The sequence below is a fragment of the Acinetobacter sp. FDAARGOS_494 genome, assembly GCF_003812225.1.
In the GTDB taxonomy this organism is placed as follows: domain Bacteria; phylum Pseudomonadota; class Gammaproteobacteria; order Pseudomonadales; family Moraxellaceae; genus Acinetobacter; species Acinetobacter baumannii.
Genome location: NZ_CP033866.1, coordinates 2204285 through 2225353, shown reverse-complemented (window position 1 = coordinate 2225353; position 21069 = coordinate 2204285). Strand labels below are relative to the sequence as shown.

Annotated in this window: 15 protein-coding genes; 10 read left to right on the top strand and 5 right to left on the bottom strand. The window is 40.2% G+C overall.

The features are described from left to right. Positions 1–11: 11 nt before the first annotated feature. On the bottom strand, positions 12–1865 hold the full coding sequence (edd, locus tag EG365_RS10745; RefSeq protein WP_000365484.1) for a phosphogluconate dehydratase: 1854 nt from the start codon (positions 1863–1865) through the stop codon (positions 12–14). 762 nt (positions 1866–2627) lie between these two features. Here edd and EG365_RS10740 point away from each other — a divergent pair. The 4 genes from EG365_RS10740 to EG365_RS10725 all read left to right on the top strand — a co-directional run bounded on the left by EG365_RS10740 (position 2628) and on the right by EG365_RS10725 (position 8468). Further along, positions 2628–3830: an acetate/propionate family kinase gene (locus tag EG365_RS10740; protein ID WP_000236000.1), complete on the top strand. Its 1203-nt coding sequence runs from the start codon at positions 2628–2630 to the stop codon at positions 3828–3830. 43 nt (positions 3831–3873) lie between these two features. Continuing rightward, positions 3874–6018: a phosphate acetyltransferase gene (pta, locus tag EG365_RS10735; RefSeq protein WP_001092288.1), complete on the top strand. Its 2145-nt coding sequence runs from the start codon at positions 3874–3876 to the stop codon at positions 6016–6018. Positions 6019–6245: 227 nt separating this feature from the next. Further along, on the top strand, positions 6246–7772 hold the full coding sequence (locus EG365_RS10730) for a fumarate hydratase (protein ID WP_000207467.1): 1527 nt from the start codon (positions 6246–6248) through the stop codon (positions 7770–7772). Positions 7773–7913: 141 nt separating this feature from the next. Further along, entirely contained in the window at positions 7914–8468 is a 555-nt protein-coding gene (locus tag EG365_RS10725; RefSeq protein ID WP_000155519.1) for a DUF2059 domain-containing protein, read from the top strand. Positions 8469–8492: 24 nt separating this feature from the next. Here the strand turns inward: EG365_RS10725 and EG365_RS10720 are convergent, their stop codons facing one another. From EG365_RS10720 to tig, 4 genes are all read right to left on the bottom strand, one after another. After that, positions 8493–9209: a DUF2846 domain-containing protein gene (locus tag EG365_RS10720; RefSeq protein WP_001269745.1), complete on the bottom strand. Its 717-nt coding sequence runs from the start codon at positions 9207–9209 to the stop codon at positions 8493–8495. A gap of 147 nt (positions 9210–9356) precedes the next feature. After that, positions 9357–10670 (bottom strand): ATP-dependent Clp protease ATP-binding subunit ClpX, encoded by a 1314-nt coding sequence (clpX, locus tag EG365_RS10715; RefSeq protein WP_001289250.1) that lies wholly within the window; start codon positions 10668–10670, stop codon positions 9357–9359. Positions 10671–10771: 101 nt separating this feature from the next. Further along, entirely contained in the window at positions 10772–11377 is a 606-nt protein-coding gene (gene clpP / locus EG365_RS10710) for an ATP-dependent Clp endopeptidase proteolytic subunit ClpP (protein WP_000289452.1), read from the bottom strand. A 192-nt stretch (positions 11378–11569) separates the two neighbouring features. Further along, positions 11570–12904, bottom strand: a complete 1335-nt coding sequence (gene tig, locus EG365_RS10705; RefSeq protein WP_001198432.1) for a trigger factor — start codon at positions 12902–12904, stop codon at positions 11570–11572. A gap of 414 nt (positions 12905–13318) precedes the next feature. On the opposite strand from tig, the gene EG365_RS10700 reads away from it, so the two are divergent. From EG365_RS10700 to EG365_RS10675, 6 genes are all read left to right on the top strand, one after another. Further along, positions 13319–15550 carry a TonB-dependent receptor gene (locus EG365_RS10700; protein WP_000052887.1) on the top strand — a complete coding sequence of 744 codons (2232 nt, stop codon included), beginning with the start codon at positions 13319–13321 and terminating at the stop codon, positions 15548–15550. Positions 15551–15654: 104 nt separating this feature from the next. Then, a complete protein-coding gene (locus tag EG365_RS10695) occupies positions 15655–16338 on the top strand; it encodes a Fe2+-dependent dioxygenase (protein ID WP_001984475.1) in 684 nt (227 codons plus the stop codon). A 458-nt stretch (positions 16339–16796) separates the two neighbouring features. After that, a complete protein-coding gene (leuA, locus tag EG365_RS10690; RefSeq protein WP_000978841.1) occupies positions 16797–18494 on the top strand; it encodes a 2-isopropylmalate synthase in 1698 nt (565 codons plus the stop codon). Between the two features lie 83 nt (positions 18495–18577). Then, positions 18578–19738: a homoserine O-succinyltransferase MetX gene (gene metX / locus EG365_RS10685; RefSeq protein ID WP_000009640.1), complete on the top strand. Its 1161-nt coding sequence runs from the start codon at positions 18578–18580 to the stop codon at positions 19736–19738. Further along, positions 19738–20331 carry a methionine biosynthesis protein MetW gene (gene metW, locus EG365_RS10680; protein WP_001217230.1) on the top strand — a complete coding sequence of 198 codons (594 nt, stop codon included), beginning with the start codon at positions 19738–19740 and terminating at the stop codon, positions 20329–20331. Before metX ends, metW begins: the two co-directional genes overlap by 1 nt. Continuing rightward, positions 20328–20915, top strand: coding sequence for a tetratricopeptide repeat protein (locus EG365_RS10675; protein ID WP_000751693.1), 588 nt, complete (start codon positions 20328–20330; stop codon positions 20913–20915). Before metW ends, EG365_RS10675 begins: the two co-directional genes overlap by 4 nt. The last annotated feature ends 154 nt before the right edge of the window (positions 20916–21069 follow it).

Sequence of the window (21069 nt, the reverse complement as noted above, 5' to 3'; positions counted from 1 at the left end):
ATTCCTTTGTCTTAAATCTGCCCTTGTGGCTCTTCGCCAACAAGTGCACCAAACACAGATGCGCCATGTTCAGCAGGCGCTGCTGCCGCACGGAACACACCAAATAATTCACGGCCAAAACCAACTTCGTTTTCTGCCTGATGTTCTGGTTGAGCAACAGGACGTGACTGCCAAGTCTGCTCATCTAACTCAATATCGAGTACACCAGCTTCAGCATCAATGATTAACATATCTCCGGTTTGAACTTTGCCAATCGGACCATTCAATAACGCTTCTGGAGACAAATGAATGACTGCTGGCACTTTGCCTGAAGCACCAGACATACGACCATCGGTTACTAATGCAACATGGAAGCCTTGATCTTGTAAAACGCCCAACACAGGAGTCAAGCGGTGCAACTCAGGCATACCATTAGCACGCGCACCTTGGAAACGGACAACCGCAATAAAGTCTCGGTGCAATTCACCACGATCAAACGCTGCCTGTACCGCTTCTTGCGAATCAAAAACAATTGCCGGTGCTTTCACTTTACGGTGCTCTGGTGCAACCGCAGAAATCTTGATAACACCACGACCAAGGCGACCTTGCATTAAGCGCAAGCCGCCATCTGGCTGAAACGGCGCATCAATGCTACGGAGTACTTTGTCATCAAGGCTTTGAACTACCCCGTCAACCCAAGTGAGCTTACCGTCAATCAATTTCGGTTCTTTGGTGTAATGCAGTAAACCTTTACCAGCGACAGTCGTCACATCGTTATGTAACAAACCAGCCTCAAGTAAGTTACGAATAAGGAATGCTACCCCACCCGCAGCTTGGAAATGGTTTACATCGGCCTTACCATTTGGATAGATTTTTGCGAGCAATGGAACAACAGCAGACAACTCATCAAAGTCATCCCAGTCAATTAAGATGCCAGCCGCACGCGCAATCGCAATAAGATGCAACGTATGGTTGGTTGAACCGCCTGTAGCCAATAAAGCCACAATGCCATTGATAATGGCTTTTTCATCAATAACATGGCCAATCGGCGTGTAGTTGCCTCGCTCGGCAGTTAAGTCAAGTACACGTTTAGCAGCTTCGGCAGTGAGAGCATCACGTAATGGGGTATGAGGATGAACAAATGCCGCACTTGGCAAATGTAAGCCCATCACTTCCATCAACATTTGGTTACTGTTCGCAGTACCATAGAATGTACATGTGCCCTGACCATGATAGGCAGCCGATTCAGCTTCAAGTAAGGCATCGCGTCCTACTTGACCTGTCGCGAATTGCTGGCGGATTTTAGCTTTATCATCATTCGACAAACCGCTACTCATTGGCCCCGCAGGGACAAAAATGGTTGGTAGATAACCAAACTGCAAAGCACCAATCAGCAAGCCCGGAACAATCTTATCGCATACCCCGAGACACAATGCGGCATCAAACATGTTATGGGAAAGTGCAATCGCAGTCCCCATCGCAATGGTTTCACGTGAAAATAGTGATAATTCCATACCGGCATTACCTTGAGTAATACCATCACACATTGCCGGTACACCGCCCGCAAACTGTGCAACACCACCATTTTCACGTGCAGCTGTTTTTATAATGTCAGGGAATGTTTTATATGGGGCATGTGCTGAAAGCATTTCATTATATGAAGACACAATGCCAATATTTGGTTCACGGCCAACTTTAATAATTAATTTTTCATTATCTTCCATGCCAGCAAAACCATGAGCCAGGTTGGCACATGAGAGTGCACCACGAGCTGGGAATTTGCCTTGGGCATGTTCAATACGTTGTAAATATGCAGAACGAGTTTTTTGGCTACGCGCAATTACACGTTCAGTAACTTTTGCCAATACTGGATTCGGCAAGTCCATGCTGGACGCTCCTGTACAACCGGATAAGCCGGAACATAAAAATAGACCAAATGATATATTTCATCATCATTTGATAAGGGGGAGGAACAATATTATTAAGGCAAAAAGCGACATGCAAGCCCTAGTCAACTTTACGGTAATACTCGAGCATCGGTATTAAATACAAATTATGTTTAAGTTTTAAACGAGAAGCTGGTTTTATTTTTGACTATATTTATTGGTATATCTGCCTCTATTAACTATGAGAAAATTCTCATAATATCAAAGCAATAAAATATTCTTATAAATGTATTAATACCGACTTTTTTATACTAAGTTTTATATTAAAAATGTTTATGATTTATTCATTTTAACCTATATATAAACGATTAAAATTTAATTTCATTTACGTATATTATTTGTAATACTCCCCTCTAGTTTGATTAAAATAACAGCACTTCTTTTTTCTTAAAAAATTTATACCAAATATTTGAAAAATACATTAAATAGAAATTCACCTTTCATAAATATATACAAAAAACTGTTTAATTCTTCTACAAAAAAACAATAAATACAGTGGTTAAGCTTTATACTGAGCGAATATTAGTTATAAAAAATTTAATGGTCGATAGTGCTTAAGTCTAATGGGCTAAAGTCTATCTTGGACAGAAAAACAACACATGTTAAAACATCACAACCTGCTCTTAATGCATCACACAATTAATGCCTTTTGATCAGGAAGTTAGGAAAACTATTTTTATATCAGGACTTGGGTATTTCAACGTGGCTACATCAGTATTAGTTATTAATTGCGGTTCTTCATCTATTAAATACGCACTGGTTTCAGAGCGTCGTGAAGATCGTATTTACGGTTTAGCAGAAAACTTAGGGGCAGCTGATGCTCGTATTAAAGGGATTACCGTCGGTGGAGAACCGCTAGAGCTTTCAATTCCTTATGCTGACCACGCCAAAGCTTTAGAAACTTTACTTGCACGTCTTGCAAACTATAAACCTCAAGCAATCGGTCATCGTGTCGTACATGGTGGAAGCCTTACCAAAGCTGAACTACTCACCCCTGAAATTGTAGAACGTATTCGTGCAGCCACTCCGCTTGCACCGCTTCATAATCCTGCTCACTTAATCGGGATTGAAGCAACGATGCGCCTATTCCCTGAATTACCTCAAGTTGCCGTATTTGACACCGCATTTCATCAAACTATGCCTGCACATGCATACCGTTATGCAATCCCTAAGTTTTTATATACAGAACATAATGTTCGTCGCTATGGTTTCCACGGTACAAGCCATGCTTATGTGTCTGACCGCGGCAGTGAACTGGCAGGAAAATTCCAAAAAGGCGGTTGGTTAACAGCACACTTGGGCAATGGTAGCTCGACTTGTGCAGTGTGGAATGGACAAAGTGTTGATACTTCTATGGGCCTTACTCCACTTGAAGGTGTTGTAATGGGAACACGTAGTGGTGATGTCGATCCAAGCTTACACAGCTTCCTTGCTAAAAATCTTGGCTGGGACTTAGCAAAAATCGATAAAGTTTTAAATAACGAAAGTGGATTACTTGGCTTATCACAACTCTCTAACGATATGCGTACAGTGATTGAAGCTGCTGAAAATGGCAATGAAGATGCTTGCCTTGCGATTGAAGTATTTAGCTATCGCCTTGCAAAATCACTTGCTGCCCTAAGTTGTGGTTTACCAAGTATTGATGGCTTGATCTTTACAGGCGGTATTGGTGAGAACTCAGCTTATATACGTGAAAAAACTCTAGCTTATTTACCTCATTTCGGTTTACAGCTCGATAAAGACCAGAACAACAATTTAAAACGTGGTACAGAAGGCCGTATTGATAGCGGCACAGGTCCACAAATCTGGGTGATTCCAACCGATGAAGAAGGCCGTATTGCCAAAGAAACTCGTCAGGTTGTAGAAGTTTCACAAAATACATCTCCTGAAGTTAGCCTTGCTTAATTACAGAAGTCAAAAAACGCTATTCATTTATTTATAGGTTTATATGAATACAATTTTATTAATTCCTACAGGTGAAGGGGTTGGTTTAACCTCTGCCTGCTTAGGTATGATTTATGCACTTGATTGTAATGGGATTAAAGCAGGCTTTTTAAAACCGTTCTCTCAGGTAGATCAAGAAAATTTAGACCGAACTACATCTTTATTTGGTCATTTATTTCAAAGCAAAACTGTCCAATCCATTTCTCATGAAAAACTAACCCAACGCATTGCGGCTGGTGAAGTCGATGAGTTACTTGAAGAAGCAGTAAGTCTTCATCGCAGTATCGCAGCAGATAATAATGTGATTATTGTTGAAGGCTTATTACCAAATGGGCAAGACCATTTTGCCAGTGAACTTAATGCAAGCCTTGCACAAGCGCTTGATGCTGAAGTGGTTTTAGTCAGTACAGCAGATATTCAAAACCCACGTAAAACAGCAGAGAAAGTTGAAGCTCACTTACGGCAGTTTGGTGGTGCAACCTCTAACCGAACAGCGGGCGTACTCTTTATGCGTACACGCGGGTTATCTGAAGAGACAGCTCAAATACCTGTCGCATTTGACCCGTCGTTACGTCCAACCGAAGACATCGCAAAATTTACGGCAGAATTGCAAAAATATAACCGCTACTTTGGATCAAGCGATTTACCAATTATTGGTCTAGTTCCGTTTAGTAATACCTTAAGTGTACCTAGAACATTGGATATCGCGAGCGTGATTGATGGCCAATGGATAAATCAAGGCGAAGCAAAAACACGTCGTATTTTGCACTCAAGTTTAATTGCCTCAAGCATTGAATATGAACTGAATAAATTCATTGCTGGCGAACTGATTATTAGCGCTTCTGAACGTACCGATGTATTACTGGCAAGTAGTCTCGCCACCAGTAATGGCATTCCACTGGCAGGCTTGGTGTTGACTGAGCGTGAAGCTCCTGCTCCCAAGCTTTTAGAGTTTTGCCAAAGTGCAATTAAACAAGGGTTGCCAATTTTACATACCCATTTAAATACACTAGAAACTGCGCAGCGCCTATCCGATTTTGGTAATGAAATTCCAACCGATGACACTGAACGTGCCGAACAAGTGACCCGATTTGTTTCAAGTCACATAGATGTCGAATGGCTTAAACAGCATAGTAATAACGGTGCTATACCACGTCTTTCCCCTTCTGCATTCCGTCATGAACTGGTGCAAAAATCAATTGCAGCTAAAAAACGGATTGTCCTTCCAGAAGGTGATGAGCCACGCACTATTGAAGCTGCTACTATATGTCAGGCTCGTGGTATTGCGCATTGTATTTTGTTAGCAAAACCAGAAGCTGTACATGACGTAGCAAAAGCACGTGGTATCGAGTTACCGGCTGGGTTAGAAATTATTGATCCAGATCAGATCCGTGACCAATATATTGCACCAATGGTTGAACTCCGCAAAGGCAAACTCAACGACCTACAAGCTAAAGAGCAATTACAAGATACTGTAGTTCTCGGCACCATGATGCTAGCTCTAGATCATGTGGATGGATTAGTTTCGGGGGCAGTTCATACAACCGCCAATACAGTGCGTCCAGCTTTCCAATTGATTAAAACCGCTCCAGCATACTCACTGGTTTCATCCATTTTCTTTATGCTTTTACCGGATGAAGTCTATGTCTACGGTGACTGTGCAATTAACCCGGATCCTACAGCCGAACAGCTTGCCGAAATTGCGATTCAGTCTGCTGACTCTGCAAAAGCGTTTGGAATTGACCCACGTATTGCCATGATCAGCTACTCAACTGGTACATCTGGAACGGGTGCTGATGTTGAGAAAGTACAGCAAGCGACTCAAATTGCACAGCAACGTCGCCCTGATTTACTGATTGACGGTCCACTACAATACGATGCGGCTTCAGTTGAAAGTGTAGGACGCCAAAAGGCGCCAGACTCACGCGTTGCTGGCCGTGCCAATGTGTTTATTTTCCCTGACTTAAATACAGGCAACACAACCTATAAAGCAGTACAACGTGCAGCAAATGTAGTTAGCGTTGGGCCAATGCTGCAAGGCCTAAATAAGCCAGTCAATGACTTGTCTCGTGGTGCTTTAGTAGATGACATCGTCTTTACTATTGCATTAACAGCCATTCAGGCCGAGCAGCAAGCTGCTGCCAAATAATTAATATCATTTAATCTTTTCTACCTCTCGCCATTTGATATCCGCTCAAATGGCTTTTTTAATTTTTTAAAGAATAAGCCTGATTCTAGGTTGTTCTTAATTTTAAATAACTTAGCCTTTGTGTTATTCGACTTTCGGTCAAAAGATCAACCAATCCCCCACAAGATTGTCTTTTTGTCATATAATTTAGCCCGCTAGCTAACAGCCCGCTCAAGAGATTTTTTGGTATGACAACGATTATCAAACAAGATGACTTGATTACATCAATCAAGGACGCCCTACAGTTTATTTCGTACTATCACCCGCAAGACTTTATCCAAGCGATGAGCCGTGCTTATGATCGCGAAGAAAACAAAGCTGCAAAGGATGCAATTGCACAGATTTTAATTAACTCTCGCATGTGTGCGGAAGGTCATCGTCCAATTTGCCAAGATACTGGTATTGTTAACGTTTTCCTTGAAGTGGGCTTAGATGTTAAATTTGATTTAACAATGAGCTTAGACGATGCAGTAAATGAAGGTGTTCGCCAAGGTTACCTTGAAAACAGCAACGTTCTTCGTGCATCTGTTCTTGCTGACCCTGCATTTGGTCGTAAAAATACAAAAGATAACACCCCTGCCGTTATTCACTACAAACTCGTACCAGGTAACAAAGTAGATATTACAGTTGCTGCTAAAGGTGGCGGTTCAGAAAACAAATCTAAACTTGCGATGCTTAACCCATCTGACTCGATTGTTGACTGGGTTCTTAAAACCGTTCCAACTATGGGTGCAGGCTGGTGTCCTCCTGGTATGCTCGGTATCGGTATTGGTGGTACTGCTGAAAAAGCCATGATGCTTGCGAAAGAAGCACTCATGGAAGAAATCAACATGGACGAATTACTTCGCCGTGGACCAGAGAACAAAATCGAAGAACTTCGTATCGAAATCTTTGAAAAAGTAAACGCTCTTGGTATTGGTGCACAAGGTCTTGGCGGTTTAACCACTGTTCTTGACATTAAAATCAAAGACTACCCATGTCACGCTGCTGGCAAACCAGTAGGTATGATTCCTAACTGCGCTGCGACTCGTCACGCTCACTTCCAGCTTGATGGTTCAGGTGTAGCTCATATTCAAGCACCAAAACTTGAAGACTACCCATCTGTAACTTGGGATGCTTCACAATCTAAACGTGTAAACCTTGATACCATTACTCAAGAAGAAATGGATTCTTGGAAACCGGGCGACACATTACTTCTTAGCGGCACAATGTACACAGGTCGTGATGCTGCGCATAAACGTATGGTTGAAATGATCGACAACGGTGAAGAATTACCGGTTGATCTTAAAGGTAAATTTATTTACTACGTTGGTCCTGTTGATCCGGTACGTGATGAAGTGGTTGGTCCTGCCGGTCCTACAACTGCAACACGTATGGATAAATTCACACGTAAAGTACTCGAGCATACTGGCCTATTCGGTATGATCGGTAAAGCTGATCGTGGTCCTACAGCAATTGAAGCAATCAAGGACAACAAAGCAACTTACCTTATGGCGGTGGGCGGTGCAGCTTACCTCGTATCTAAAGCTGTTCGCGAAGCTGAAGTGGTTGCATTTGCAGACTTGGGTATGGAAGCAATCTACAAATTTGTAGTGGAAGATATGCCTGTATCTGTTGCAGTTGATGTAAACGGTACATCAATTCACGCAGTAGCTCCAAAAATCTGGCAAGCGAAAATTGGTAAAATTCCAGTAATCGATGCCGCAGCTGGCTAATCAAGAAAAGCACCGGATTCGGTGCTTTTTTTATGCCTTTTAATATTTTTTTGAAATTGAAAAGAATTGTAACAATTGGTTCGCCAATCTGTGCTATTAATGAATACACCCACCCGCCCTACACTGCATATAGGTCATTTCATGACTATTCGCCCTATTCTTAAAAATCTTTCAATCAGTCTCTGTCTAAGCTGTATTACTACAAGCTTATTTGCTTCTCCTGCCAAGTTAAGTTCAGTGAAAGAACTCATGCAAATGAGCCAAATTGATTATCTATTGAAAGAATCAATCAATGAGTTAACGCCTTACTATGATCAACAGGCTGAACAGATCATTAGCAATATTACGGGCATCAAAACTTTAGGCCCGAAAGAAAAAGAGGCAGCGAAAAAGTTAGGCTTACTTTTAAAAGATTCGAGTAACCAGCTGATTAGTAGCCCTAAAACGACTCAAGCCTTACAAGATATTTATTTAAAAACTTATACCGAAGAAGAAATCCAAGCAAATTTAAAGTTTTTGAAAACCCCAGAAGGCCAATCAATTACCCGTAAAAACGTACAGATTATGGGGCAAATTTCAGAATATATGATGGAATTGGGACAGCAAACTTTTAATGACCCTAAAGCACGAGATCATATGCAAGAAGAAATGCTAAAAATTATTGCACCCTTAATGAAAGATAAAGAAAAGTCTTAACTTTTCTTTATCGACCTCAAATTGTTACCACGTTAAGGGGTTCCACAATTTAAATGGTTTTATCAGATGTACATCTGACTTTTCATTATATTTAGCAGGTTTTAATTCTTGGGGCTTATGACGTATTTTTCCTGAAGCATCTTCAGCAACAAAATTATAGCTAGAAGATTTAAGCTCGGTAAATGCAATTTCTCTACGACCAATATTATCTTGCATTAACATAAATGGACCCGTGTGCTCACTACGGTCCATTTTATTTTCTTCATCATACTTCAAATAATAAGATGCGCCTGCATCTACCGTAATATCGATATATTTAGGTTCTTGAAAATGGATCCCCAACAAAGGGCGGCTCGCTGAAATACGGTAGGTTCCTGCTGGCAGTTCAATCCAGTAATAATGGTTATGCAATAAACTTGGAATTCGTTTGCCATTTACAAATAAATTGATGGCTGCAATTTCTTGACGATTCCATTTCGTGTCTGGACGGTAAAGATAGACAACTGCTGCCTGCTCATTTTGGGGTTTAACTGGCGCAAATGTCTGACCTAACTTTTGATTTACCCATCCCCCTACAGTGAAGCCCCCTAAACGATATTGATCCAATAAACCGGGTTCTTTATCAACATCAACTTTAGGTAAAGTGGCAGTCAGTTCACCTGAATTCTTTTCTAAGTGTGATGAACTTTGGCAACCTGCAAGTAATGTGGCACAACTTAAAGCAATAATTAAATAACGCATGACATCCCTCAAAGCGTTTTCTTTTGATTTTTCTATATCGCAAAACTATGCGTATTTTGTTTTTTTAGATTAACACCACCTACATGAATTGAAAACAAAAAAAGCATGAATCACCGAGGCAATTCATGCTTTTTAGATGAATGAAATCTAAGCAGACTTCGAATCAATTACTTTTAAATCTGCCTTAGCAACACTTTCATGTGTTACTGCTTCTTTAGGCTGACGTTCTGACTTGTAGACAGGTTCAGCTTCACCATTAATAACTGCTTCATTAATGAAAACTGTTCCTACATCTGTACGGCTTGGCAAGTCATACATCGTTTCAAGTAGAACATTTTCCAAAATCGAGCGTAGGCCACGAGCTCCGGTATTACGCTCAAGCGCACGCTTAGCCACTGCACGTAAAGCTGAATCTTCAAATACGAGGTCAACATTTTCCATATTGAACAGGTATTGATACTGACGAGTTAATGCATTTTTCGGTTCAGTCAAAATTTGCATTAACGCTTCTTCATCAAGCTCTTCAAGCGTTGCAATCACTGGTAAACGGCCAATGAATTCTGGAATTAAACCAAATTTAACTAAATCAGTTGGCTCAACTTGACGGAATAATTCAGCAAGTTTTTTGGTTTCATCTTTGTTTTTAACATCAGCCGTAAAGCCAATTCCGCCTTTCTCTTGACGCTGTTGTACAATTTTTTCCAGTCCAGCAAATGCACCACCACAAATAAATAGGATATTTGAGGTATCAATTTGAATGAACTCTTGCTGTGGATGCTTACGTCCACCTTGTGGTGGAATTGAGGCTACAGTACCTTCAATCATCTTAAGCAAAGCTTGTTGTACACCTTCACCAGACACGTCACGAGTAATCGACGGATTTTCAGATTTACGTGTAATTTTGTCGATTTCATCAATGTAGATAATACCCTTTTGAGCTTTTTCTACATCGTAATCTGCTTTTTGCAAAAGTTTTTGTACGATATTTTCAACGTCTTCGCCAACATAACCCGCTTCCGTCAAAGTAGTCGCATCTGCCATTGCAAACGGCACATCTAATAAACGAGCCAATGTTTGAGCAAGTAATGTTTTACCTGAACCGGTAGGCCCAATCAGTAGAATGTTACTTTTAGCAATTTCCACATCTTTAGACACATGACCAGATTGCCCGACTTTTAAACGCTTATAATGGTTATAAACGGCAACAGATAATGTCTTTTTGGCAAGATCCTGACCAATCACATATTGATCAAGCGCAGCACGTATTTCATGTGGTTTTGGCAATGCCTTGCTTGCCCAGTCACCTGCTTCAACCTGTTGGCTGGTTTGTACAAGGTCTAAGCAGACATCTACACACTCATTACAAATATATGCGTCCTCGCCCGCAATCAGTTTCCCGACTTCAGACTGCGTTTTACCGCAAAATGAACAATGTTTTTGTCCTTGAGGATGTTCGGACATATTCTCTCCACAAATAGAATCTTAAATATGAGGGCAAGCGATAGGGTTAAATGACTATATGGAGGCGCTTTCCAACAACTCAAGCCACTTAATATTTTCCCTTATGGACGCTTACTTAATACCTGATCGACCAAGCCATATTCTTTTGCTGCTTGTGCAGTCATAAAGTTATCACGATCGGTATCACGAGCAATCGTGTCATAGTCTTGACCACTGTGTTCTGCCATCAAACGGTTCAAGCGCTCTTTAATAAATAGAATTTCACGAGCATGAATTTCAATATCTGATGCTTGACCACGGAATCCACCTAATGGTTGGTGAATCATTACACGTGCATTTTCAAGGCAATAGCGTTTACCTTTAGCACCAGCATTTAATAAGAATGCGCCCATAGATGCAGCCTGCCCCATACAGTATGTCACTACATCAGGTTTAATAAATTGCATCGTGTCATAAATCGCCATACCAGCAGTGACCGAACCGCCTGGCGAGTTAATATAAAGATGGATATCTTTATCTGGGTTTTCAGCTTCCAAGAACAACATTTGGGCAACAATCAAATTTGCCATGTTGTCTTCAACTTCACCAGTTAGAAAAATGACGCGCTCACGTAAAAGTCGTGAATAAATATCAAAAGAACGTTCGCCGCGAGAAGATTGTTCAACCACAACAGGAACTAAAGCATTTTCAATTGTTGGAACATACATACGTTATTTATTCCTAAATTTTTTGTGACTTAACCTATGGCAACAATATGCGGGATAATTTCTCAAATTGCAAAAGGTTCGCACTGAAATATTATATTATTTATACCTAAGTACTTAAGACGTACTCAAATTAACCATATACCTAAAAATGAAAAAGGCGCCTAAAGCGCCTTTTCCTGACTTCTCAAAAGATTAGCCCATACGGCGAGCTTGTTGTTCTTTCAATAAATCTTCATAAGATACTGCTTTATCAGTCACTTTAGCAGAAGCTAAAATGTGATCAACAACTTGATCTTCTAACACAACAGCTTCAATTTGAGCGCGTTGTTGAGCATCATTTTTGAAGTATTCAATCACTTCAGTTGGATCTTCATAAGAAGAAGCCATGTCGTCGATGTAAGCATCAACACGTGCTTGGTCAACTTCAAGTTTAGCATCAGCTAATACTTTGCTTACCAATACGCCAAGCTTAACAGAGCGTTCTGCTTGTTCTTTGAACAATTCGTCAGGAAGCATGCTCTTGTCAAAAGATTGCGCGCCTGCACCACCAAATTGTTGAGTGAACTGTTGAACCATTTGTTGACGTTGACGGTCAATTTCTTGAGCAACCATTGCAGCTGGAACTTCAATTTCGTTAGCAGCAACAAGAGCATCAAATGCAGCTTGTTTAACTTGGTTACGTAAACCATTGCGAACTTCACGTTCCATGTTTTTACGAACGTCAGCTTTTAATTTTTCAATGCCTTCTTCTTCAGAAACACCGAAGATTTTTAAGAATTCAGCATCAATCTCTGGAAGTTTAGGCTTTTCAACTTGCTTCACAGTGATTTTGAACTGAGCTGCTTTACCCGCTAAGTTTTCAGCTTGGTAATCTTCAGGGAAAGTTACATCAATAACTTTCTCTTCACCAGCTTTCATGCCAATGATGCCGTCTTCGAAGCCAGGAATCATACGGCCTGAACCTAACACAAGTTTAAAGTCTTCAGCAGAACCGCCTTCGAACTTCTCACCGTCGATAGAACCTTCGAAGTCAAAAGTCACTTGCATGTCTTTTTTCGCCATACCCTTGGTTACAGCCCAAGTTTGACGTTGCTTTTGCAAGTTTTCGATCATGGTGTCAACGTCAGCGTCTTTAATTTCAGCTGTTTTACGCTCAACTTCCAAACCGTCAAATGCTTTTACTTCAACTTCAGGATAAACTTCTACAGTTGCTTCAAAAACTAAAGCATCTTCTTTATGTTCAACTTTCTCAATGTTCGGCATACCTACCGCATTGATTTTTTCTTGTTGAATTGCTTCAAATACGCTGTCACGAATGATGTCATTCACAACTTCTTGATAAATACTTGCACCGTATTCGCGGCGAACAACGTTTGCAGGTACTTTGCCCGGACGGAAGCCGTTGATCTTCACAGTTTTGGCAGTGCGCTTCAAACGAGCTTCAAATTGCTCGTTAATACGGCTCGTCGGTACAGAAACATTTAAACGACGGGCAACGCCCGAAACCGCTTCAGTCGTTACTTGCATGGCTTCCTCGATAAAAATTAGTTAGTAGGAACAGTTTTTAAAAAAGTGCTGTATTATATGACAACTTTTAAGATATACAAAATTAACCGATCAGATCATAAAATTGAAGGACGTATTTTTAGGAAATTTCACAGTAATTTTATGATTTTTTAATTTTTTTTAATGCAACGTTAAGCAAAAGTAATTTTTTAACTATTCTTTACAAATCTAAAATTACAATTAATTTTAATAAAGTTATCGTTTTTGCAAACAGTTAAGTTTAATCAATCAATTAGAGCCATTTTGTAACTAAAAGTGATTAAAACTTTCACATTTCCTTCACAATTCTATCGGCAAATCCAATTAACACAAACTGTACATATAAATAAGAATTATTATTATTCGCATAACGTTTATATTTAAGTCCTGAAAGTCATGTCATTGATTAGAACACGTAAAAAAATTGTTTCCTCTGCAATCGCCTCATCGCTCTCGATGATAGCAACAACTGCGATGGCGCAAGAAGCAGTTTCGCAATTACCAACTATCCATACTAAAGCGACTCAAGAAGAATCTTTAAAGGTTGATCAATCAGCAAACTCTAAATTTGTTGCTCCCCTTCTAGATACTCCTAAATCAGTATCAGTTATCTCAAAACAACTTATAGAAGATACCAAAGTAACAACTTTAGCAGATGCATTGCGTACTGTTCCTGGCATTACTTTAGGTGCAGGTGAAGGCGGTAATCCGAATGGTGATCGACCTTTCATCCGTGGTTATAGTTCAGAAAGCTCTATGTATATTGATGGTATCCGCAACTCTACCTCACAAAACCGTGAAATGTTTGCGGTCGAGCAAGTAGAGGTAACCAAAGGTTCTGCATCAGCAATGGGTGGTGCAGGTTCAGTTGGTGGCAGCATCAATATGATTTCCAAGGTAGCTAAAAAGGGTGATTTTCTAGAAGGCTCAGTAGCCGCTGGTACTGATAACTACCAACGTATCACTTTAGATGGTAATAAAGACTTTGGAAATGGCATTGCAGCACGTGTAGCTGTTTTGGGACATCAAAATGAAAAGGCTGTCCAAAGTAATGGGGCTGAATATAAACGTGTTGGTATTGCACCAAGTATTACTTTTGGCTTAGATACACCGACACGTGCAACTTTGAGCTACTATTATTTACAAACTGATGATAAACCTGATTCAGGTATTCCTTATTGGGATTCATCTCTTGGAAAAGCTCAAGGTAAACCGGCTGAAGTCAAACAAGGTACATATTACGGCTGGAAAGATCGAGATTTTCAAAAGCAAGAAAATCACATCGGTACAATTAAATTAGAACACGACCTTACCGACAATATAACTATTACTAATACGGCCATGTATGCCAAATCAAAAAATGATTATGTCTGGACAAACCCAGATGACTCAAAAGGTAATGTTGGCAAAGGTCTTGTTTGGCATCGTTTGAACTCAGCTATTACAGATAGTGAGACATTTACCGATCAATTAGCACTTACAGGTAAATTTGATACTGGCTTCTTAAAGCACAGATTTAATGTAGGAGCAGAGTACAGCAAACAAAAAACTGATAAAGGCGGCTATAACATTATTGATGCCAAAGGTAATGTTTCTAGTACTGGCTTCTATAGCGATTGTTCAGACTTATCAACAAATTGGTGTACTTCGCTCAATGGTCCAACTCAAAAGCCATTTGTTGACCGTTTACAAGCACGCCCAGACTTTGATGCAACTGTAGAAAGTACTTCTGTCTACTTACTCGACAATATTGAGATCACACCAAAATGGTTATTAGATCTTGGCCTACGTTGGGATAAGTTTGAAGCTGAACAAAACTTCTTAGCCACTTCTAGTGCAGCGGCCTATACAGCAAAAAATGATTCAGATTTCGTGACCTATCAAGCGGGCATTACATTTAAACCAACAGAGAATGGCTCAATTTATACAAGCTATGCAACCTCAGCTAGTCCAGTCGGCTTAAATGCAGGTTGGGGGGATAATAGCGAAACAATTAATGCCAATAATCAAATGATTGATCCCGAAGAGGCACAAACATTTGAAATCGGTACGAAATGGGATTTCCTAGATAACCACCTAAATTTAACAGCTGCTATTTTCCGTACTGAAAAACAAAATACACGTGTACAAATCGACCCAACTACTTATGCAAATGTAGGTGAAAGTAAAGTTGATGGTTTTGAATTAGGCTTAAATGGTGAAATTACTGATAAATGGAACATTTCAGCTGGCTATACTTATTTAGACAGTGAACTAACCAAAAATGGTAAATCTTGCCGTAGCGGAAAATGTACTGACCAATCCATTTATAATGGCAACCAAATGCCAAACGTACCTAAGCAAGCTGCTACGTTATGGACTACCTATAGAGTACTTCCACAATTGACGGTAGGCGCTGGCGCTGTTTACTCTGACAAAGTATATGGTGATGTAGCAAATACTAAATGGGTTCCATCTTACGTACGTTACGATGCGATGGCACGTTACAACGTAAATAAAAATGTTGATCTTCAATTAAATATCAACAACCTATCTGATAAGCGCTATTTCACTAAAGCTTACGCTTCTCACTATGCAACAGAAGCAGAAGGCCGTAGTGCAGTTCTAGCAGTTAACTTTAAATACTAAGTTAACCTAGAATCCCATAATATTTTTATGGTTTATAATATAAAATAGCCTCTCTTGTTAGAGGCTATTTTAATTTTCTACTATTATTACTCGCAGGTATCACCGTGATCCATCATATTCCCAATGTCTTGAGTAAAGAGCAGGTCCAATATTTTCGTAATGAAATGGATAAAATTGAATGGGTCAATGGCAAAGTAACCGCTGGTACACTCTCTGCAACTGTAAAACGCAATCAGCAGCTACCTGAAGATCACCCTCTTACTCACCATCTCAGCAATATTATTCTTGAGGCACTAGGCACACACCCTTTATTTTTATCTGCTGCAATTCCACTTGATATCATCCCTCCTCTTTTTAATCGTTATGAGAATCAGGAGTCTTTTGGTTTCCATGTAGATAATTCTATCCGACGCATACGTGGTACAAATGAACGGCTTAGAACTGATTTGTCATGCACTTTATTTTTAAGCGAACCTGAAGAATATGAAGGTGGTGATCTGGTCGTAGAAGACACTTATGGTTATCACGAAGTGAAACTCCCAGCAGGAGATATGATTTTATATCCATCCACCAGCTTACATGAAGTGACTGCAATTACTTCTGGCTGCCGTATTGCTTCTTTTTTCTGGGTGCAAAGTATGGTTCGTGATGACGCCGAGCGACATATGCTTTTTAACTTAGATCAAACGGTACAAAACCTAAGAATGCAACTGGGTGATAATCATAGTGAAGTAATTAAACTGACTAACCTTTACCATAATCTCATGCGTAAATGGGCTGAACTGTAACACTATTTATTTTTGCCTTATTTGAGCTAATTAATTATTTTTACCTCAATAAGGCAAAATAATGAAAATTATTTTCAACAAAACATAAAACAATGGAAAATTAGAAAATTATTTTCTAAACACTGAAATTAAAATCTCTATAAGACTTTTGCACAACGTGTAATCATCGTTTAGATGTGGTATATCTAAACAATAAGCATATTTGCAAACCACCAAACTTACTATTTCATGGTCTATAGATGAAAACGAATTACTTGTTTGCCCAGCCTACTCAAGCAAGACATCATCTCGAACTCCTGATGCTGCGCCTCGCGCGCGTATAAATTTTTGTCTGTATTTTAGAGCAGACCTTTTCAAATTCCCTTTAATTTTTCTGTATTAGATACCATATATAACTGTAGACGTTGCCTTTCACACGATACTTGACGCAACCGTGCTACGAGATAAGGAGTTTTCTCATGATGTTGGCTGACCCTAGCAAAAAATACCGCCGTATGTACCAGCGAGTCGATTTACCAGACCGCCAATGGCCAAATAATGAAATTACAAAAGCGCCAATCTGGATGAGCACGGATTTACGTGATGGTAACCAAGCAATTTTTGAACCGATGAACATGGAACAAAAGTTCAAAATGTTCAAAATGCTTGTAAAAATCGGTTTTAAACATATTGAAATCGGCTTCCCTTCTGCGTCTCAAATTGACTTCGATTTTACTCGTATGTTGATCGAAGAAAATCATATTCCTGATGATGTATACATTGAAGTATTGGTTCAGGCACGTGACCATTTAATTGAGCGTACTTTCGAAGCTTTAGCAGGTGCTAAGCGCGCAATTGTGCATATTTATAACTCTAACTCTCCAACTTTCCGTCAAAAAGTGTTGAATGTAGATGTTAATGGCGCAAAACAGTTGGCGGTGAATGCAGCTCAGAAAGTGAAAGAATATGCTGCGCAATATCCTGAAACTGACTGGATTTTCCAGTATAGCCCAGAATGCTTCTCTGCAACTGAATTAGAAGTAGCGAAAGAAGTCTGTGATGCGGTTACAGAAATTTGGGATGCACGCCCAGATCATAAAGTTATTTTGAACTTACCTGCGACTGTCGAAGTTTCAACACCAAATGTTTATGCAGATCAAATCGAATGGATGCATCGTAATTTGGCACGTCGTGATGGCGTGATTATTTCTGTTCACTGTCACAATGACCGTGGCTGTGGTATTGCTGCATCAGAACTTGCCATTATGGCAGGTGCCGACCGTGTGGAAGGCTGCGTATTTGGTAACGGCGAACGTACCGGTAACGTTGACGTTGCAGCAATTGCATTGAACATGTACACCCAAGGTGTAGCGCCAGAATTAGATTTCTCTAATATTAATGAAGTCATTGCAACGGTTGAAGAATGTACTGGTTTACCTGTACACCCTCGTCATCCATATGCAGGTGACTTGGTATTTACTGCATTCTCTGGTTCGCATCAGGATGCAATCAAAAAAGGCTTTGAATACCAGAAAAACGAAGAAATCTGGGATATGCCTTACTTACCAATCGACCCGAAAGATTTGGGCCGCGACTATGATGCTGTCATTCGTGTAAATAGTCAGTCTGGTAAAGGCGGTATCGCTTACTTATTAGAATCAAACTATAACGTTGTATTGCCTCGTCGTTTACAAATCGAATTTAGTCAGGTTGTTCAACAATATACTGATGAGAATGGTACAGAGATTAGTGCTAAACAAATCTGGACCTTATTTAAAGACACGTATGTTGAAGTGAAAAACCACCATTACACGGTCAAAAACTATAAGTTATCTGACATTAATGGTACTCAAATTATTGAACTTGAGATTGATGTTGAAGGTGAAACTCAACAATTACGTGGTGAAGGTAATGGTCCTATCTCTGCATTCTTAAATGCACTTCAATTACCAATTGATGTATTGAACTACGAAGAACGCAGTATTAGTTCAGGTGCAAATGCCAAAGCATTAACCTTAATTGAACTTCAAGTGAAAGGTACAGGCAGAGGCTCATTTGGTGCAGGTGTTCACGACAACACAGTCACTTCATCTATTGAAGCTATTATTGCATGTACCAACCGTTTGATTGATCAAGGTGTTTTAAGTACAGATCAGGTTGTTGCCGCCGCTGTTTAATTAAAAAAAAGACTTTGGAAAGGATACCTAGCTTGGTATCCTTTCTTTTTATTCCTGAAAGATTTAAAAGGCGAAATGTTCCCGTGTCTTTTCCAGCTGACTCAGTGGGGTTAGTCACTCCGCAAAAGTTCCAATTTGAAGAACCCTTACATCTTGAATGTGGCCGTGTTTTACCGCGCTTTGAGTTAATGGTTGAAACTTACGGCACTTTAAATGCAGATAAATCAAATGCGATTTTAATCTGCCATGCCCTTTCCGGACATCATCATGCAGCGGGTTATCACCATGAAGATGATAAAAAAGCTGGATGGTGGGATAGCTGTATTGGCCCGGGCAAGGCAATCGACACAAATAAATTTTTTGTAGTTGCGCTTAATAATATTGGCGGATGTAGTGGATCAACCGGTCCAACTTCACCGAATCCTGAAAATGACAATCGTCCCTATGGTCCAGATTTCCCGTTAGTAACGGTCCGTGACTGGGTCAAAACTCAAGCCATGCTTTCTGACCGCTTAGGAATAAGTGTCTGGTATGCGGTGGTCGGTGGTTCTTTGGGTGGCATGCAAGCATTACAATGGTCGGTAGACTACCCTGACCGTTTACAAAAATGTGTCGTTATTGCCAGTGCGCCAAAGCTTTCAGCACAAAATATTGCGTTTAACGAAGTGGCACGTCAGTCCATCTTGTCCGACCCGGACTTCCATCATGGCCGTTATTTGGAAAATGATAGCTATCCGAAGCGTGGTCTAATTTTGGCTCGTATGGTTGGCCATATTACTTATCTTTCTGAAGAAGCCATGAAACAAAAATTTGGTCGTGATTTAAAATCCGGCAAGTTTATGTACGGTTTTGATGTCGAGTTTCAGGTCGAAAGTTATCTCCGTTATCAAGGTGAACAGTTCAGTCGTAACTTTGATGCCAATACTTATCTCATTATGACCAAAGCTTTGGATTATTTTGATCCATCGCGTGAGTACGGTCACTCGCTTACAGAAGCGATGAGTAAAACCAAATGCCAGTTTCTGATTGTCTCATTCACCACTGACTGGCGTTTTGCACCAAGTCGCTCACAAGAAATTGTAGATGCTCTCATTACCAATCATAAACCGGTAAGTTATCTTGATATTGATGCTGAACAAGGTCATGACTCGTTCTTATTCCCGATTCCACTGTATGTCAAAACACTGCGCGCTTTCTTAGGCGGTGAAGAACATTTAAAATCGACTTCACTGGAGGCAAGCTAATGCGTATTGATCAACAACTGGCAGAAAAGTGGATTAAACCCGGCTCTAGCGTACTCGATTTAGGGTGTGGTGACGGTGAATTACTCGCTCATATGAGCCAAAAGCATCAAATTCGTGCTTATGGTTTAGAAATTGATCAAGAAAAGATTGCAATTGCCGTCAGTCGCGGGTTAAATATTATTCAACAAGATTTGAATCTCGGTTTAAGCCGTTTTGCCGACCAGTCTTTTGACTATGTGGTTATGGCACAGGCTTTGCAAGCCGTAGATGCACCCGATGTTTTATTAAGAGACATGGTGCGTGTGGGTAAACAGGCCATTATCACTTTTCCAAACTTTGCACACTGGAAGACTCGCTCTTTTCTAGCATTAAAAGGGATGATGCCTGTATCGGATGCTCTACCATATATGTGGTATAACACCCCCAACATTCATTTATGTACGTTTAAAGATTTCGAAGCACTATGTGCGGAAAATCAAATACAAATTATTAATCGACTCGCCGTCAATGGAAACCAGCAGGGAAGCCTGTTAAGCAAACATGTTCCGAATTTGTTTGGTGAAGTCGCTATTTATCGAGTGAGTGCACTATGAAAAAGACATTATTTAGCACACTAATTGCAGGACTGCTAAGTATGCAGGCTCATGCAGATTATATCGCCCAGCCACAATCGGTTGCGAGCCAAGCTGCGCGCTTCTCCACAATGGGGATTCATGACCTTCAAAAAGCTGCTCAAGCGGGTCAAGCTGGAGCACAGTTTTATCTTGGTACACGTTATCAATACGGCAAAGATGTAGCAAAAGACGATAAACAAGCATTTGCATGGTTTAAAACTGCTGCTGATCAAGGTCTTTCACCTGCGCAATTAAATGTTGGCCGTATGTATGCTGATGGTATTGGCGTTAAGAAAGACGAAGCTATGGCTCGTAAATATTTCGAAAAAGCGGCAAGTAACGGCGATAACCGTGCAAGCTACAACCTTGCGATGATGGAAGAGCAAAAGAAAAACTACGTAGGTGCTTACCAGTGGTATGAACTTTCAACTCGTGATGGCATGCTCGACAATAAAGTGATTAGCTTATCTGAAGGTAAAAAGACGGCTCTTGCTGCAAACTTAACTCAAGAGCAAATCCGTATGGCACGTGACCGCGCGGATAAATGGATTCAAGCACAATAATAATCCAGCTTATACTTACTCGACTAAAACCACCTTATATCACCTATAAGGTGGTTTTAGTTTTTTAAGCTTCTAATTTTATATTCCATTTGTTTTGCTCTATATCCCCTTTCAAAAAACACGTAACATAGCTCACGTTCAATATTGGTTATAA

Bases quoted from the DNA above. Each gene is read 5' to 3' on its own strand.
- EG365_RS10725 (WP_000155519.1), top strand. From the start codon at position 7,914: ATGACTATTCGCCCTATTCTTAAAAATCTTTCAATCAGTCTCTGTCTA.
- EG365_RS10720 (WP_001269745.1), bottom strand. From the start codon at position 9,209: ATGCGTTATTTAATTATTGCTTTAAGTTGTGCCACATTACTTGCAGGT.
- pta (WP_001092288.1), top strand. From the start codon at position 3,874: ATGAATACAATTTTATTAATTCCTACAGGTGAAGGGGTTGGTTTAACC.
- EG365_RS10700 (WP_000052887.1), top strand. From the start codon at position 13,319: ATGTCATTGATTAGAACACGTAAAAAAATTGTTTCCTCTGCAATCGCC.
- leuA (WP_000978841.1), top strand. From the start codon at position 16,797: ATGATGTTGGCTGACCCTAGCAAAAAATACCGCCGTATGTACCAGCGA.
- clpX (WP_001289250.1), bottom strand. From the start codon at position 10,670: ATGTCCGAACATCCTCAAGGACAAAAACATTGTTCATTTTGCGGTAAA.
- EG365_RS10675 (WP_000751693.1), top strand. From the start codon at position 20,328: ATGAAAAAGACATTATTTAGCACACTAATTGCAGGACTGCTAAGTATG.
- EG365_RS10730 (WP_000207467.1), top strand. From the start codon at position 6,246: ATGACAACGATTATCAAACAAGATGACTTGATTACATCAATCAAGGAC.
- clpP (WP_000289452.1), bottom strand. From the start codon at position 11,377: ATGTATGTTCCAACAATTGAAAATGCTTTAGTTCCTGTTGTGGTTGAA.
- edd (WP_000365484.1), bottom strand. From the start codon at position 1,865: ATGGACTTGCCGAATCCAGTATTGGCAAAAGTTACTGAACGTGTAATT.
- metW (WP_001217230.1), top strand. From the start codon at position 19,738: ATGCGTATTGATCAACAACTGGCAGAAAAGTGGATTAAACCCGGCTCT.
- tig (WP_001198432.1), bottom strand. From the start codon at position 12,904: ATGCAAGTAACGACTGAAGCGGTTTCGGGCGTTGCCCGTCGTTTAAAT.